The sequence below is a fragment of the Streptomyces sp. NPDC018964 genome, assembly GCF_044390325.1.
Classification (GTDB): Bacteria; Actinomycetota; Actinomycetes; order Streptomycetales; family Streptomycetaceae; genus Streptomyces.
The window spans coordinates 70083-84670 of sequence record NZ_JBIRYZ010000033.1; the positions used below are offsets into that span (position 1 = coordinate 70083).

The window sequence follows — 14588 nt, forward strand, 5'->3', positions numbered from 1 at the left end:
ATCACTGTTCACGGGCCGGGGGGAGATCTCACGGACGAGCGGTGGCGGTGCCGGAGCCGTTGTCGACGTCGACGAGTGGCGGGGCCCTTCGCCCGTCACACGGTGGGATCCACGTTCCACGCCGCGGGCAGATCGCTGCCGCAGAAGACGCAGACGAAGTCGTCCTCACGCACGATGTTGTGCTCCTGGCAGTCGGGGCACCGCCGGAACACCACCTCGTGGGTGAAGCCGGAGGGCCGCCGGATCCCCGCGGCGTCCAGAGCGCGGGCGACCGCCGCCCAGGAGCCGACGTCCGGGCAGTACCCGGTGGACTGGTTGCTGACCTCGCTCACGGCCCACCGGTCCGCCTCGCGCACGAAGCCGATCTCTCCGGCGCCCAGAACCACGTCTCCACCGGCACAGGCCACGTGCTCGCTCCGCCGCGGTGCCAGCCGGAGCACACCGTCCGTGCCGACCACGAAGGTGAACGGTTCGGTCAGCTCAGCCGCCGATCGCTCCGTGATCCAGTCGCCGAAGTCGGCCGCCGAGCCGATCCGGCGCCCGCCGTCACCGGGCCGGACGGCGGCTTTCAGCGCGGCCGGTCCGACATATCGGTAACTCCGCAACTCCGCCCCCACCCCTTCACGCCGGCCGGACCCGGAGCGCTTCCGACCCGCTCCTCAGCGCGGGCGCCCCCTTCGGGGCGCTTCAGTAGCCGCGGTTGTAGGGCTGCTGCTGGTTCTGGTCGTAGTACTGGTCGTTGCCGTACGGCTGCTGGGGCTGCTGCTGGTAGCCCTGCTGCGGGTACCCCTGGTTGCCGTAGTGCTGCTGCCGGGGCTGCTGGGGCTGCTGCGGGGCGGTCGGGGTGATGCGGCGCAGCTGGGTCGTGGCGTCGTCCATGACCGGGTACTGGGGCTGCTGCGGGGCGGGGGCGGCGGCCGGGGCCTCGGCGGCGGCGCGCTTCTTCTTCCCGCGCTCGCGCAGGTACTCGATGATGATCGGTACCACGGAGATCAGGACGATCAGGACGAGGATCGGCTCGACGTTGGTCTTGATGAACTCGATCTGCCCGAGCCAGTAGCCCGCGAGGGTGACACCGCTGCCCCAGGCGATACCGCCGATGAGGTTGTACACGAAGAACGTGCGGTACTTCATGCGGCCGGCGCCGGCCACGATGGGGGCGAACGTGCGCACGATCGGGACGAAGCGGGCCAGGACGATCGCCTTGGGGCCGTACTTCTCCATGAACTCGTGCGCTTTCTCCAGGTTCTCCTGTTTGAAGAGCTTGGAGTTCGGCCGGTTGAACAGCTTGGGTCCGAAGAACTTGCCGATCATGTAACCGACTTGGTCGCCGATGACGGCGGCCATCACGATCAGCGTGCACACCAGCCACAGCGGCTGGCTGATGTAGTTGCCCTCGGCCACGAAGAGACCCGCCGTGAACAGCAGGGAGTCACCGGGCAGGAACGCGAAGAGTCCGGACTCCGCGAAGACGATCAGCAGGATGCCGGGGAGGCTGAAGGTCTCGATCAGGTAGTCCGGGCTCAGCCACTCAGGGCCGAGCGCAAGCGTGGTCACGGGGATGTGGCTCCTGCAGCTGGGGGGTAAGGGCTGGGCTGGCTGCCCAAATTATGAACGCAGCCGTCGGGACCCAGGTTCCGCGGGGGTACCCAGGATGCCCTGTCCCCCGCCCCGGAGAAAGCTGTGAGCCGTGGTGCGGGAGACAACCCGCAGGTCGTGGCCCGGATGTGAGCCGGGCCACGACGCTCAGGAGGTGTGCCGCGCGGCGTTGGCGACGATCGCCTCCTTGAGGTGCTCGGCGAGGCCGGGCCGCATGGAGTCGTAGTACGCCTTGAACCGCTCGTCGGAGACGTACATCTCCCCGAAGCACATGTGCATCTCGTACGGCACCTCGAAGTACCACTTGCTGATGTGCTGCCGGTGTTCCTCGGCGAGGTCCATGGCGACCTCGTCTGACGGCCGTCCCCCGGAGGCCACCAGGGCGGTGTACCGCTCCTGCCAGTCGTCGACCTCGGCCTGGACGCGCTTCCAGTCCTCCTTGGTGTACCGGGCGACGCGGCGCTGCGACTCGGCGTACGCCTCGGTGTCGCCCCAGCGTTCCTCGGTCTCCTCGGCGTACTGCTCGGGGTCCTTGTCCCCGAACACCTCGAACTTCTCCTCGGGCGTGAGGTTGATCCCCATCTTGCGTGCCTCCATGGCGTTCTCCACGGCCGCCGCCATCTTCCTCAGCTTCTCGATCCGGGCGGTCAGCAGTTCGTGCTGCCGGCGCAGGTGCGCGCGCGGGTCCGCGTCCGGGTCGTCGAGCAGGACGGCGACCTCGTCGAGCGGGAAGCCGAGCTCGCGGTAGAACAGGACCTGCTGCAGCCGGTCGAGGTCGGCGTCGCTGTAACGCCGGTGCCCCGCGTGGCTGCGCTCGCTGGGCACGAGCAGGCCGATGTCGTCGTAGTGGTGCAGGGTGCGCACGGTGACACCGGCGAAGTCGGACACCTGTCCCACGGAGTAGCTCACTTCCGCTCCCTTCTGGGTACGCGCTCCAGCCTGGGACCTCACGTGGCGTGAGGTGCAAGCCGGTGACGGATTCGTCTGGCTTGTCCGTTTATCGTGTGCGCGTGGCCCAGGACAGCTCGCAGCAGGCACCCCCCGCCGCTCCGGCACGCGCCCTGCTGCCGACCGTCGTCCCCGCGCTGGTCGTGGGCGTGGTGACCAGTCTGATCCTGGTGGGGGTGAGCACGGTGGCCGAGGGGCTGCAGGACGTGCTCTGGCAGGACCTGCCGGACTCCCTCGGTGTCGGCGGGTACTCCGTGCCGTGGATGTTCGTGGTGCTCGTCGCCACCGGGATCGTGGTCGGACTGGTCGTGTGGAAGGTACCGGGTCACGCGGGCCCCGATCCGGCGACCACCGGTCTCGACGCGCCGGTACTGCCGCCCGCGGTGCTGCCGGGGCTGCTGCTGGCGACCGCGTTCGTGCTGGCCGGCGGGCCCAGTCTGGGGCCCGAGAACCCGATCATCGCCGTGAACGTCTCGCTGGCGGTCTGGGCGGGCCTCAGGTTCTTCCCGCAGACCCAGGAACGCGGCTGGGTGGCGCTGGCGGAGGCCGGGACGATCGGCGCGCTGTTCGGTACGCCGGTGGCCGCGGCACTGGTCATCTCCGAGGCGCTGGCCGGGCAGCGGATCAAGGGGCGGCTGTGGGACAGCCTCTTCGCGCCGCTGGCCGCCGCCGGGGCCGGTGCGCTCACCGTGACGCTGGTGTCGGAGCCGAGCTTCGACCTGCGTCTGCCGCCGTTCGGGCGGCCCGGCTGGGGCGACCTGCTGGCGTCCCTCGTGGTGGCCCCGGTGGGCGCGCTGCTCGGCCTGTGCGCCGTGTACGCCTTCCCGTACGTCCATGGGGTCTTCGCGCGGCTGCGGCACCCGATGCTGATGCTCCCTGCCGGTGGCGTGGTGCTGGGCGCCCTGGCGGCACTGGGCGGGCACCTGACGCTGTTCAAAGGGCTCGACGAGATCGCGGAGCTGGCGCGCGATCCCGACGGCTGGTCGGCGGGCGGGTTCGCCACGATGACGGTGGTGAAGCTGGCCGCGCTGCTCGTCGCCGCGTCCTGCGGCTTCCGGGGCGGGCGGATCTTCCCGGCGGTGTTCGTCGGCACCGCGCTCGGACTGTGCGCGCACGCGCTGGTGCCCGGGGTGCAGCCGGCGGTGGGCGTGTCGGCGGGGGTGCTGGGGATCCTGCTGGCCATCACCCGGCAGGGCTGGGTGAGCCTGTTCGTCGCCGCCGTCCTGGTCGCCTCCCCCGGGATCCTCGTCCTCCTGTGCGTCGCCTCGCTGCCGGCCTGGCTGCTGGTGACGGGCCGCCCGCTGATGCAGCTCCGGGAGGACGGGACAGCCGTGCGATGACCTTCCCCCTCCCCACCCCCGAGACCAAGGAGACCCCGTGCCACTCCACAAAGGCCCGCAGCACGACGAGCGCCCCGTGTCCGTCAATCCCTTCCTGGGGCCGGCCAATCCGGTCGGGGACTTGACTTCCTCCCCCTCCTGAAGGAGGGGGATTCCTACGGCTCGCGCCGTAGGGGTTTCTGCTTCATCGCCGACTGCCCGCCCGGAGTACTCCGTTGAGGTCTTACACCGGCTCCACAGACAGACGCCGTCAGCCCGACGGCCAGGATGTTCTTCGCCGCGTTCACGTCCCGGTCATGGGTCGTCCCACAGCTGTCACACGTCCAGGTGCGGACGTTCAGCGGCATCTTGTCCCGCAAGGTGCCGCAGGTCGAGCACAGCTTGGAGGAGGGGAACCAGCGGTCGATCGCGATCACTTCGCGGCCGTACCACTGGGCCTTGTACTCCAGCATGCTCCTAAACTCCGACCACGCCGCATCGCTGATGGCGCGTGCCAGGCTCCGGTTCTTCACCATGTTCCGGACGGTGAGGTCCTCGATCACGATCGTTTGGTTTTCACGAACGAGCCGAGTGGTGAGCTTGTGCAGGTGGTCACGCCTGCGGTCGGCGATCCGGGCGTAGACCTTCGCGACCTTCCGGCGGGCCTTGGCCCGGTTCGCTCCGTCGCCCTTGGCCTTGCGGGCAAGCTGCCGCTGGGCCTTGGCGAGGCGGACGCGGTCACGTCGCTCATGCCGAGGGTTGGAGACCTTCTCGCCGGTCGAGAGGGTCAGCAGGTGGTCGAGCCCGACGTCGATGCCGACGGCCGCGTTGGCGGCGGGGAGCGGCTGGACGGACGGGTCCTCGCACAGCAAAGACACGTACCAGCGTCCGGCCGCGTCCTGGGACACGGTCACCGTGGACGGGGACGCACCCTCGGGGAGCGGACGGGACCACACGATGTCGAGCGGCTCCGCCATCTTCGCCAGAGTTATGTTCCCGTCGCGGAACCGGAACGCGCTGGTGGTGTACTCCGCCGACTTCCGCGACTTCTTCCGCGACTTGAAGCGCGGGTACTTGGCGCGCTTGCCGAAGAAGTTGGTGAACGCCGTCTGAAGGTGCCGCAGGGCCTGCTGGAGCGGGACGGAGGAGACCTCGTTGAGGTACGCGAGTTCCTCGGTCTTCTTCCAGGCCGTCAGCATCACCGACGTCTGGTTGTAGTTCACCCGTTCCTGCCGCGTCCATGCTTCCGTGCGCGCCGCGAGGGCGAGGTTGTAGACCTTCCGCACGCAGCCGAACGTGCGCGACAGCTCGGCTGCCTGCGCATCGGTCGGATAGAAGCGGTACTTGAACGCCCGCTTCACGTGGGGGGTCTTCACGGTTCACCTACTACTCCATCAGTTTGTGACGGAGTGCGGGCAGTTGAGGGTGGACACCGGTCCGCCCTGGCGGCTAACCGGCTTTTCCTTCCCTGCTCCGCAGGAGCTTCGTTTCTCCCCCGCAAGCGGGAGGTACCCCCACCCCTGCCTGAAGGCAGGGGTATCCACGAAGGAGAGACCCGATGACCGAGGCGCCGCCCAGGCACCGGCTGCCCGACACGCCCATGGCGCCCTGGTCAGGAGGGGAAGCCGCCGCTCCTGACCGCCGTGACGAACGCCGACCAGGCGGACCCCGGAATGATCAAGGCGGGCCCGTGGGGGTTCTTGGAGTCGCGTACGGGAACTCCCGCAGGGTGGCCATCTAGCACTTCGAGGCAGCTGCCACCCTCCGGGCCGCTGTACGACGACTTCCGCCAACCACCCAGCAAGGCACCATCCGCTATGAGGGGCTCAGTCACAACGTCCGTACTCCTTCGCAATCGCCTGCATCATGGCGACGGACTCCTTGAGTGACAGCGCGTCGCTCAGTGCCAGATCGTAGGCTCCCTCAAGGCGTGTGACCACAGACGGAGAGTCGTGCACCTTGCCCACTTGGACGCCCTCCGAGTACGCCAAGGGTGGTTGGTCCTCGAAGGACATCAGCGTGACCAAGCCCTGGAGTAGCTGATACGCACCAACTCCGTAGGGGACCACATGCACCCGTACGCGGCGCCGCTCGACCAGCCGAACCAGATGTGTGATCTGCTCCGCCATGACTTCCGGGCCACCCACGACCCGCCGTAGGACCGCCTCGTCCAGCAGCGCCCACACTACGGGCGTGACCGGGTCATCCAGTACCTTCGCCCGCTCAAGGCGTGTGACAACGAGCCTGTCACATTCCTCTTCACTCACCGGAGGGAACGACGTGCTCAGAACCGCACGCGCGTACCTTTCCGTCTGCAGGATGCCCGGGACGAACGACAGGGCGAACTCCCGGATCATCACCGCCTGTTGTTCGAGCAGCCGGGCCGCCTCGAAGTAGTCGGCGACCGCCGCTTCCTCCTGCGGCAGGAAGCGACTCAGTACATTTCCCGTGTTCAGCGCGTTGTCCAGCCGCCGCGCGTCCTCCCGTGACGGCACCCGGCGCCCCGCCTCGATGTGCGCGATGTGCGTTCGAGTCATGACCGCGGCCTCGGCCAGTTGCTGTTGCGTCAGCCCGGCCGCCTCGCGCTGTTCCTTGAGTCAGTCGCCGTAGTTGGTGCCCACGAGATCAACCCCTCTGTGACAAATGCTCCGTCACCCCGAACCCCCTGGCGAGCCTAATACGGGCCGTTCCACTCTGTATGCGGATCACCACAGAGAGCGACATCGATCACGGAGTCATCCCATGCTCGGCCTCATCGCCCGTCTCCTCGAACCGCTGCTCGGCCTCATCGCCCCCGCCACCGGACGACGCCGGCTCGACGCACGGGACGGATACGACCTCCCGCCCCCGCCCGCCGAGGGCCCGGCCCCGCGCCGGCTCGGCGCACGCCCCCTCCGCGGCGAGGACCACAGCCTCGTACGCCCCTATGTCATCGCGCACGAGCGCCGGGAGCGGGAACGGCGCCGACAAGCCCGGCGCTGTTCCCTGTTGATCGCCCCTCAGGGCGTCCACCTGCCCCCGTACCCGACTCACCGCCTGGGACTGACCACATGACGCACCACGCCCTCACCCCCGCCCGCCTCCTGCCCTGGCCGAGCCCCGAAGGCAAGCCCTGCTACCTCCTGACCGACGGCAGTGGACGCCTCTCCCGGGCCGCCGACATCGCCGAGGGCGTCCAGCTCGACATGGCGGCCGATCTGCTCACCCACCTCGCCGACATGCTCCACGACGAGGAGCGCGTGACCGCCGTCCAGCTCCGCTACCTCCTCGCCCGCATGGGCGAGTCCCTGACCGACGTGTGCCGCATCGCGGAGAGCAGGGGCGCCCGCCTGCGCGTGTACACGGATCTCGACGCCGGTACGAATCCGGGTGGCTGAGGTCCCCTCACCGACTGAGCCGCGCGAAGCGGCGTACCGCCAGCGGGAAGAACACCGCCAGCAGTACCAGCGGCCAGACGACGGCGGCCCCCACGTGGCCCGGTTCGCCGCCGGGGCCGCCGAACAGATCGCGCACGGCGGTGGCGGTCCGGGACAGGGGATTCCATTCGACGACCATGCCCAGCCAGTCCGGCATGGACTCGGGAGCGGCGAAGGCGTTGGACAGGAAGCCGACCGGCCAGACCAGGATCTGCACGGCCTGCACCAGCTCCGGTTTCCCGGCGACCAGCGCCAAGTGGATGCCGATCCACAGCATGGCGAACCGGAACAGCAGCAGCAGTCCCACGGCGCCCAGGAAGCCCGCCGGGCCGCCCTGGGCGCGCCAGCCGAGCGCGGCGGCGACGGCGAGGAGCGCCGCCAGGCCGAGCACCGACTGGAGCATGTCGGCGGCGGAACGGCCCACCAGGACCGCGCCGTTGGCCATGGGCATGGAGCGGAAGCGGTCGATGACGCCCTTGTCGAGGTCCCGGGTGACGGCGATCATCGTGCCCTCCAGGCCGAAGGCCATGGTGAGCGCGAGCATGCCGGGCACCAGGAAGTCGAGGTAGTCGCCGCTCACGCCCCGGCCGCCGCCGACCAGGTAGCCGAACATCAGCAGCAGCATCACCGGGAAGACCAGGTTCACCACCACCGCGACCGGCTGCCGCCCCCAGCGGGCGAGTTCGCGGCGGGTCATGGTCCAGGAGTCGGTCAGGGCGTACGTCATGGTGGTCACGCGGCCTCCTTCACCCGGTCGTCGTGCCCGGTCAGCCGCAGGAACACCTCGTCGAGCGTGGGCCTGCGCAGGGCGATGTCCTCGGCCTCGACGCCAGCCTCCTCCAGCGCGCGGACGACCCCGGCCAGGGCGGCCATGCGGTCGGTGACGGGGGCGCTGAGCAGCCGCCGGTCGGGGTCCACGGTGACCGCGTCCTCCGGTACGGGCAGCAGGGCGGCGGCCGCGCCCAGGTGTCCGGCGTCGCGCAGGACGACGTCGATGCGGTCGCCGCCGACGGCCGCCTTGAGCTCGTCCGGCGTGCCGTCGGCGACGACCCGGCCGGCGTCCACCAGACAGATGCGGTCGGCGAGCTGGTCGGCCTCCTCCAGGTACTGGGTGGTGAGCAGGACCGTCGTACCGCCGCCGACCAGGGAGCGGACGGAGTCCCACACCTCCGCGCGGCCATGGGGGTCCCCCCGGTTCGAGCGAAGCCGAGAACTGGGGGAGGGTCGAGGCCCGTGGTCGGTTCGTCCAGGAAGAGCACCTCCGGTTCGGTGATCAGGGAGGCGGCGAGGTCCAGCCGGCGGCGCATGCCGCCGCTGTACTGCCTGACCGCCTTGCGTCCGGTGCCGGAGAGCTCGAAGCGCTCCAGCAGTTCGTCGGCACGCGCGCGTGCGCGTCGCGCGCCCAGGTGGTGCAGCCGGCCGAACAGCTCCAGGTTCTGCCGGCCGCCGAGTTCCTCGTCGAGCGCCGCGTGCTGGCCGAGCAGGCCGATGCGCGGCCGTACGGCGTACGCCTCGCGCACGACGTCGTGTCCCGCCACCTCGATCCGGCCCGCGTCGGGCCGCAGCAGGGTGGCCAGGATCCTCACCAGGGTGGTCTTGCCCGCGCCGTTCGGGCCGAGCACTCCGTGCACCGTGCCGCGCGCGACCGTGAGGTCGAGCCCGTCCAGTGCGGGTCCGCTGCCACCGCCCTTGTATGTCTTGTGTGCTTCCTCGACGGTGATCGCCGCGTCGGACACAGAAACTCCCTCGCCAGTCAAATTTGACTACCAGCCCGGACCGTATACCCGCGCCCTCCTCTAGTCAAACTTGATTAACGGTCGTCCCCGGGATGCCGCTCCCCCGTCCCGTACGGGTTCTCCTCGCCCTCGGCCAGGACGCCGACGAACGGCTCGCCCTCTCCGGCGAAGGTGTAGGCGCCGCCCCGGATGCGCTCGATGAGGGCGCGGGTCCACTCGGCGCCGGTGTCGGCGGAGTGGATCCAGAAGTCCATGATCTCCCCGATGTGGCCCAGCTGACCGGGGCCGTCCTCGGGCACGTAGTACTCGGTGACGGCCTTGCGCCACTCCCCGATGGAACGCATCCGCTGTTCGAGGAGCGCCAGCGCCTCCTCGCGCTTCAGGTCGACCATGAGCCCGAGCCCCGCCGACAGCACGTCCGGCTTCTGGTCGTAGGAGGTCAGGGCCTCCCGCAGCAGCCGGAAGTACTCCTCGGTGCCCTGCTCGGTGATCTCGTACTCCGTGCGCGGCGGGCCGCCGGCCGTGGACGGCGCGATCTCGTGCGCGTGCAGCAGCCCCTGCTTCGCCATCTGCTTCAGCGCGTGGTAGATCGAGCCGGGCTTGGCGTTGGACCACTCGTGCGCGCCCCAGTACTCCAGGTCGTTGCGCACCTGGTACCCGTGGGCCCGCCCGTGCTGGCGCACCGCGCCGAGCACCAGGAGACGGATCACTGACATGTGCCCAGCCTAGGCCCCCAGAGGGCCTGTCCCGGGGGCCACCCTGCCCGCTCGAGGCCCGCTCAGAACGGGAAGCCGCTCCGGCCGTGCTGCACCGAGATCCACTTCACCGTGGTGAAGGCGTCCAGCATGGCGTCGCCGTTCAGCCGGCCGATGCCCGAGTGCTTCTCGCCGCCGAAGGGGACGATCGGCTCGTCGTGCACGGTGCCGTCGTTCACGTGGAACATGCCGGTGTCGATCCGCTTGGCGAAGTTCACCCCGCGCTCGACGTCACCGGTGTGCACGGCGCCGCTCAGGCCGTACGGGGTGTCGTTGACGATGCGCACGGCCTCCTCCTCGCCGTCGAACGGGACGAGGAACGCGACGGGCCCGAAGACCTCCTGCCGCAGCAGGGCCGAGTCGGCGGGCAGGCCGGTGAGGACGGACGGCTCGACCAGGTTGTCCCTGCGCGCGCCCCGGACCAGGGCGGTGGCGCCCTCCGCGAGCGCCTGCTCGACCACGCCGGACACGGCGTCCGCCTGCCGGGAGTTGATCAGCGGGCCGACGACCGTCTCCGGGTCGCGCGGGTCGCCGGACTTGAGGGACCCGACCTTGGCGACGAACTTCTCGGTGAACTCGTCGGCGACCGACCGGTCGACCAGGACGCGGTTGGCGGCCATGCAGACCTGGCCCTGGTGGACGTACCGGCTGAAGACGGCCGCGTCCACGGCGTAGTCGAGGTCGGCGTCGTCGAGGACCACCAGGGCGCTGTTGCCGCCGAGTTCGAGGACCGAGCGCTTGAAGAGGGAGGCGCAGACGGTGGCCACGTGGCGGCCGACCGCGTCCGAACCGGTGAAGGAGATGACCTTCGGCACCGGGTGCTCCAGGAAGGCGTCGCCGATCTCCGCGATGTCGGTGATGACGACGTTGAGCAGACCGCCGGGCAGGCCCGCGTCCTCGAAGATCTTCGCGACCAGGGAGCCGCCGACGACCGGTGTGTTCTGGTGCGGCTTGAGCACCACGCCGTTGCCGAGCGCGAGCGCGGGGGCGACCGACTTCAGGGAGAGCAGGAAGGGGAAGTTGAACGGGCTGATCACGCCCACGACGCCGACGGGCACGCGGTAGACGCGGTTCTCCTTGCCGTCCACCGGCGAGGGGACGATCCGGCCCTCGGGGCGCAGCGCCAGGTGGACCGCCTCGCGCAGGAACTCCTTGGCGAGGTGCAGCTCGAAGGCGGCCTTCAGGCGGGTGCCGCCGAGCTCGGCGACGATCGCCTCGGAGATCTCCTCCTCGCGCTCCTCGACCAGCCTGAGCGCCTTCTCGAACACCGCGCGGCGCGCGTACGGGTTGGTCGCCGCCCACTGCTTCTGCGCGCGGGCGGCCGCCCGGTACGCCTGATCGACCTCGTCGACCGTGGCCGTCGTGATCGACGCGAGCTTCTCGTCGTCGTACGGGTTGAAGTCGATGATGTCCCAGGAACCGGTGCCCGGGCGCCACTCACCGTCGATGTACTGCTGAGCCAGGTCGGTGAAGTACGACGACATGTGATCCCTCGATCCCTTGCTGCACCAGCGGAGCACTGATCGACCGCGTGATCTGATCGAACGTCATCGTACTTGTGTTTCACGTGAGTTGTGGCGTGCTCAGGACATGTGCAGCAGTCCCCGCAGGAGGTCCCGGCTCTCCGCGGGGCCCGGGCTGTCGTGCTGGAGTTCCTTGAGCGCCTTCTCGTACTGGGCCACGTCCTCGGGCTTGTCGAGGTACAGCGCGCTGGTGAGCTGCTCCAGGTACACGACGTCCGACAGGTCGGACTCGGGGAAGCTGAGGATGGTGAACGCGCCCGACTCGCCGGAGTGCCCGCCGAGGCTGAACGGCACGACCTGCAGCCGGACGTTGGGCCGCTCGGAGACGTCGATGAGGTGCTGGAGCTGGCCGCGCATCACCGCGCGGTCGCCGTACGGCCGGCGCAGGGCGGCCTCGTCGAGGACGACGTGGAACTCGGGGGCGTTCTCCGAGACCAGGTACTTCTGCCGCTCCAGGCGCAGCGTCACCCGCCGTTCGACGTCCTCGTCGCTCGCCCCCTTCATGCCGCGGCGCACCACCGCGCGGGCGTACTCCTCGGTCTGCAGCAGGCCGTGCACGAACTGCACCTCGTACGCCCGGATCAGCGAGGCGGCCCCCTCCAGGCCCACGTACGTGGGGAACCAGCTCGGCAGCACGTCCGAGTAACTGTGCCACCAGCCCGCCACATTGGCCTCCTTGGCGAGGGAGACCAGCGACAGGCGCTCCTGCTCGTCCGTGATGCCGTACAGCGTCAGCAGATCCTCGACATCCCTGGTCTTGAAGCTCACCCGGCCCAGTTCCATCCGGCTGATCTTCGATTCGGAGGCGCGGATCGAGTAGCCCGCCGCCTCACGCGTGATCCCCCGCGCCTCACGCAGTCGCCTGAGTTGTGATCCGAGCAGCATGCGCCGCACCACCGATCCCGGCTCTCCCGCGCTCACGTTCGCCAGCCTCCCCAACGTCTTCAGGGCCCGCAGTCTGCCACTAAAACACTTCGAGCAGTACTCGCCCGATTACGGAAACGGAATCCGGCCGGGGCTCCGGCCGGGAAGGAGTACGGAACGGGCACGGAGGGAGAAGGGAGGAGCAACGAGGAGGCAAGGGAACAGCCGGAAGAGGACCGGAAGATGACGGAAAAATTGGCCAACAAACCAGTACGGCAGGGACGATTTCGGTCAGCTGCACGTGCATCTGCCCTTGCATCTGCTGTACGCATCCGAAACCATGGTCTCCGCACCACCGCCGCCTCGCTACGACCGCGAATTCCCGGGAGTGCCTCGCATGGGGACGAATGGATCGACCATGCTCGAGCCGTTACGGCAGGGCCTTCCGCCGCTGAACCTCGCGGCCGCGTCCGATGCCGCCTCCTGCGCCCTCCCCGCCCGTCACGAAGCGGTCCGGGACGCCCGGCGGTTCACCCGCACGACCCTCGACCAGTGGGGCCTGGGTGACCGTTTCGACGACGTGTGCCTGGTCGTCTCCGAACTGGTCACCAACGCCCTGCGGCACGGTCTGCCGGCCGGCGCCCCGCGGTCGGCGGTACCGGACCTGCCGGTGCGGCTGCACCTGATGCGGTGGACCGAGCGGCTGGTGTGCGCGGTGCGCGACCCCAGCGACGACAGCCCCGTCGCCCGCGCGCCGGGTGACTCCTCCGCCGAGTCGGGCCGGGGGCTGTTCCTGGTCGAGTCCTTCAGCGACAGCTGGGGCTGGCACCCGATGGCCGACGTGCCGAGCGGCAAGGTGGTCTGGGCCCTGTTCCGGCTCCCGCGCTCCGTCGGCCGCCTCCGTCCCGGCGCATGACGAACCGCGGCGCTTCCGGGCGCCGCGGTTCTACGCGCGTGGGCGCCCCCTGAGCCACTCGGGTCACTTCCGAAGCACGTCGGCGTCCCCTGAGCCACTCCGTCCCCTCCGGAGCACGCCGGCGCCTCCCGAACCGCTCCGTCCCTTCCGGAGCGCCCCGGCGCCACCGGTCAGCCGGCCACCAGGTGGTCGAACTCGCCGTCCTTCACGCCCAGCAGCATGGCCTCGATCTCCGCGCGGGTGTAGACGAGCGCGGGACCGTCGGGGAAGCGGGAGTTGCGCACGGCCACCTCTCCGCCGGGCAGCCGGGCGAACTCCACGCAGGAACCCTGCGAGTTGCTGTGCCGGCTCTTCTGCCAGACCACACCGTCCAGCCCGGTGGCCGTCATGCCGTTGTACACGCCGGACGCGTCGGCACCGTCGTACACGTCACCGTCGTACACATCGTGGTCCACAGGTCGCTCCCCCGCTGGTGCACTGGCTGGTACGGCCATTGATGCAGTGGTCAACTGACCGGGATCATAGCTTCGTTCACGTGCATATGCGCGAGCAGATGCACGTGCACGCGGAGTGTTCCCCCGGTTACAGCCTCGACGGCCGAGTGGTACTCGTTTCGACGGACGTTTCGCCGAACCCCGCTCCCTGAGAGACGCACGCGGGAGCCTTTGTGTTCCACCGTGTTCCCTTGTGTGCCCTCCACGTTCCGCGGGCGTCGTTCCCGTGCGCGCCGGCCCGCCGGTCCTTCGTGAACATGCGGTGCGAGGTGTGTCACGGAGGCTGGTGAGGTGCCGGGCGGGTCCTGTTAGCTGGCGGCTGTCGTCCGGCTGACGGGGCCGGCCACAGCCAGGGGGCTCGCAGTGACTTCGGAGGCTTCGGTGACGTACCGGTCCGCATCGCCGTCATCGCGCGGGGCGCGCTCCCGACGCGCTCGGGTCGCGGCCGTGGCCGTGACCACGGGGCTGACCGGCACGCTCCTGCTGACCGCGTGCGGCGGAGGCGGCTCCGGCGGCTCGGACGACTCCACGGCCGGTCCCACCCCGTCCACCACGGCGACCGCGGACTCCGGCGGCGGCACCGGGGGCTCCGGCGCGAGCGCGGCCCCGGCGAGCGAGCTGGAGGGCAGCTGGCTCACCACGGCAGGCGGCAAGGCCGTGGTCCTGATGGTCAACGGCGAGGAGGCCGCCCTCTTCGCCACGGGCGGCACCGTGTGCAGCGGCACCGCGCGGGAGCGGGCCGGAACCCACTCGATCCGCCTGAAGTGCGGCGACGGCACCGAGGAGCGGGCGAACGGCACGGTCGGCTCCGTCGACGGGGACTCCCTGGAGGTCACCTGGGAGGGCGCCCTCGGCACCGAGACGTACACCAAGGCCGAGGGCGACTCCCTCCCGACGGGGCTGCCGACGGAAGGGCTGGGCTCCTAGTGCCGCATCAGGCAACGTTCGCCCTGGCGACGACCTCGCGTAGCCGTTGATCGGCGGCGTGCTTGTTCCGCCAGATGATGTAGCGGCGGAT

Annotated in this window: 15 protein-coding genes and 3 pseudogenes; 5 read left to right on the forward strand and 13 right to left on the reverse strand. The window is 69.9% G+C overall.

Annotated features, from left to right (window positions below):
• Nucleotides 1–95: 95 nt before the first annotated feature.
• The 3 genes from ACH5AO_RS34485 to ACH5AO_RS34495 all read right to left on the reverse strand — a co-directional run bounded on the left by ACH5AO_RS34485 (nucleotide 96) and on the right by ACH5AO_RS34495 (nucleotide 2508).
• A complete protein-coding gene (locus ACH5AO_RS34485; RefSeq protein WP_398931679.1) occupies nucleotides 96–605 on the reverse strand; it encodes a hypothetical protein in 510 nt (169 codons plus the stop codon).
• A gap of 82 nt (nucleotides 606–687) precedes the next feature.
• Nucleotides 688–1557 (reverse strand): DedA family protein, encoded by an 870-nt coding sequence (locus ACH5AO_RS34490; RefSeq protein WP_398931681.1) that lies wholly within the window; start codon nucleotides 1555–1557, stop codon nucleotides 688–690.
• A 189-nt stretch (nucleotides 1558–1746) separates the two neighbouring features.
• A complete protein-coding gene (locus ACH5AO_RS34495; RefSeq protein WP_398931683.1) occupies nucleotides 1747–2508 on the reverse strand; it encodes a MerR family transcriptional regulator in 762 nt (253 codons plus the stop codon).
• A gap of 101 nt (nucleotides 2509–2609) precedes the next feature.
• Here ACH5AO_RS34495 and ACH5AO_RS34500 point away from each other — a divergent pair, with 101 nt between their 5' ends.
• Nucleotides 2610–3887 (forward strand): ion channel protein, encoded by a 1278-nt coding sequence (locus tag ACH5AO_RS34500; RefSeq protein WP_398931685.1) that lies wholly within the window; start codon nucleotides 2610–2612, stop codon nucleotides 3885–3887.
• Between the two features lie 155 nt (nucleotides 3888–4042).
• Here ACH5AO_RS34500 and ACH5AO_RS34505 read toward each other — a convergent pair whose 3' ends face one another.
• The 3 genes and pseudogenes from ACH5AO_RS34505 to ACH5AO_RS34515 all read right to left on the reverse strand — a co-directional run bounded on the left by ACH5AO_RS34505 (nucleotide 4043) and on the right by ACH5AO_RS34515 (nucleotide 6487).
• A complete protein-coding gene (locus ACH5AO_RS34505) occupies nucleotides 4043–5242 on the reverse strand; it encodes an RNA-guided endonuclease InsQ/TnpB family protein (protein ID WP_398931687.1) in 1200 nt (399 codons plus the stop codon).
• A gap of 236 nt (nucleotides 5243–5478) precedes the next feature.
• On the reverse strand, nucleotides 5479–5700 hold the full coding sequence (locus ACH5AO_RS34510) for a DUF397 domain-containing protein (protein WP_398931689.1): 222 nt from the start codon (nucleotides 5698–5700) through the stop codon (nucleotides 5479–5481).
• Nucleotides 5693–6487: pseudogene (locus ACH5AO_RS34515) on the reverse strand (Scr1 family TA system antitoxin-like transcriptional regulator). The gene ACH5AO_RS34510 and the pseudogene ACH5AO_RS34515 overlap by 8 nt, the downstream one beginning before the upstream one ends.
• Before the next feature lie 121 nt (nucleotides 6488–6608).
• On the opposite strand from ACH5AO_RS34515, the gene ACH5AO_RS34520 reads away from it, so the two are divergent.
• On the forward strand, nucleotides 6609–6920 hold the full coding sequence (locus ACH5AO_RS34520; RefSeq protein WP_398931691.1) for a hypothetical protein: 312 nt from the start codon (nucleotides 6609–6611) through the stop codon (nucleotides 6918–6920).
• The gene (locus ACH5AO_RS34525; RefSeq protein ID WP_398931693.1) at nucleotides 6917–7243 is read left to right on the forward strand and encodes a hypothetical protein; all 327 of its coding nucleotides are present in this window, start codon (nucleotides 6917–6919) and stop codon (nucleotides 7241–7243) included. Before ACH5AO_RS34520 ends, ACH5AO_RS34525 begins: the two co-directional genes overlap by 4 nt.
• 7 nt (nucleotides 7244–7250) lie before the next feature.
• Here the strand turns inward: ACH5AO_RS34525 and ACH5AO_RS34530 are convergent, their stop codons facing one another.
• The 5 genes and pseudogenes from ACH5AO_RS34530 to ACH5AO_RS34550 form a co-directional block, all read right to left on the reverse strand.
• Nucleotides 7251–8009: an ABC transporter permease gene (locus ACH5AO_RS34530; protein ID WP_398931712.1), complete on the reverse strand. Its 759-nt coding sequence runs from the start codon at nucleotides 8007–8009 to the stop codon at nucleotides 7251–7253.
• A gap of 5 nt (nucleotides 8010–8014) precedes the next feature.
• Nucleotides 8015–9018 (reverse strand): annotated as a pseudogene (locus tag ACH5AO_RS34535) (ATP-binding cassette domain-containing protein).
• Between the two features lie 74 nt (nucleotides 9019–9092).
• On the reverse strand, nucleotides 9093–9734 hold the full coding sequence (locus ACH5AO_RS34540) for a PadR family transcriptional regulator (protein ID WP_398931695.1): 642 nt from the start codon (nucleotides 9732–9734) through the stop codon (nucleotides 9093–9095).
• A 62-nt stretch (nucleotides 9735–9796) separates the two neighbouring features.
• Nucleotides 9797–11257: an aldehyde dehydrogenase family protein gene (locus tag ACH5AO_RS34545; protein WP_398931697.1), complete on the reverse strand. Its 1461-nt coding sequence runs from the start codon at nucleotides 11255–11257 to the stop codon at nucleotides 9797–9799.
• 99 nt (nucleotides 11258–11356) lie between these two features.
• Nucleotides 11357–12181, reverse strand: coding sequence for a helix-turn-helix domain-containing protein (locus ACH5AO_RS34550; RefSeq protein ID WP_398931714.1), 825 nt, complete (start codon nucleotides 12179–12181; stop codon nucleotides 11357–11359).
• A 376-nt stretch (nucleotides 12182–12557) separates the two neighbouring features.
• On the opposite strand from ACH5AO_RS34550, the gene ACH5AO_RS34555 reads away from it, so the two are divergent.
• Nucleotides 12558–13076 (forward strand): ATP-binding protein, encoded by a 519-nt coding sequence (locus ACH5AO_RS34555; protein ID WP_398931699.1) that lies wholly within the window; start codon nucleotides 12558–12560, stop codon nucleotides 13074–13076.
• A 170-nt stretch (nucleotides 13077–13246) separates the two neighbouring features.
• On the opposite strand, the gene ACH5AO_RS34560 is transcribed toward ACH5AO_RS34555, so the two are convergent.
• A complete protein-coding gene (locus ACH5AO_RS34560) occupies nucleotides 13247–13531 on the reverse strand; it encodes a DUF397 domain-containing protein (RefSeq protein ID WP_398931701.1) in 285 nt (94 codons plus the stop codon).
• Between the two features lie 486 nt (nucleotides 13532–14017).
• Between ACH5AO_RS34560 and ACH5AO_RS34565 the strand changes: the two genes are divergently transcribed.
• The gene (locus ACH5AO_RS34565; RefSeq protein ID WP_398931704.1) at nucleotides 14018–14497 is read left to right on the forward strand and encodes a hypothetical protein; all 480 of its coding nucleotides are present in this window, start codon (nucleotides 14018–14020) and stop codon (nucleotides 14495–14497) included.
• A gap of 7 nt (nucleotides 14498–14504) precedes the next feature.
• Here the strand turns inward: ACH5AO_RS34565 and ACH5AO_RS34570 are convergent.
• A pseudogene (locus tag ACH5AO_RS34570) lies at nucleotides 14505–14588 on the reverse strand (transposase); the annotation flags it as partial.

Coding starts and splice junctions, on each gene's coding strand:
- ACH5AO_RS34545 (WP_398931697.1), bottom strand. CDS start 11,257: ATGTCGTCGTACTTCACCGACCTGGCTCAGCAGTACATCGACGGTGAG.
- ACH5AO_RS34530 (WP_398931712.1), bottom strand. CDS start 8,009: ATGACGTACGCCCTGACCGACTCCTGGACCATGACCCGCCGCGAACTC.
- ACH5AO_RS34540 (WP_398931695.1), bottom strand. CDS start 9,734: ATGTCAGTGATCCGTCTCCTGGTGCTCGGCGCGGTGCGCCAGCACGGG.
- ACH5AO_RS34525 (WP_398931693.1), top strand. CDS start 6,917: ATGACGCACCACGCCCTCACCCCCGCCCGCCTCCTGCCCTGGCCGAGC.
- ACH5AO_RS34550 (WP_398931714.1), bottom strand. CDS start 12,181: ATGCTGCTCGGATCACAACTCAGGCGACTGCGTGAGGCGCGGGGGATC.
- ACH5AO_RS34520 (WP_398931691.1), top strand. CDS start 6,609: ATGCTCGGCCTCATCGCCCGTCTCCTCGAACCGCTGCTCGGCCTCATC.
- ACH5AO_RS34555 (WP_398931699.1), top strand. CDS start 12,558: ATGGGGACGAATGGATCGACCATGCTCGAGCCGTTACGGCAGGGCCTT.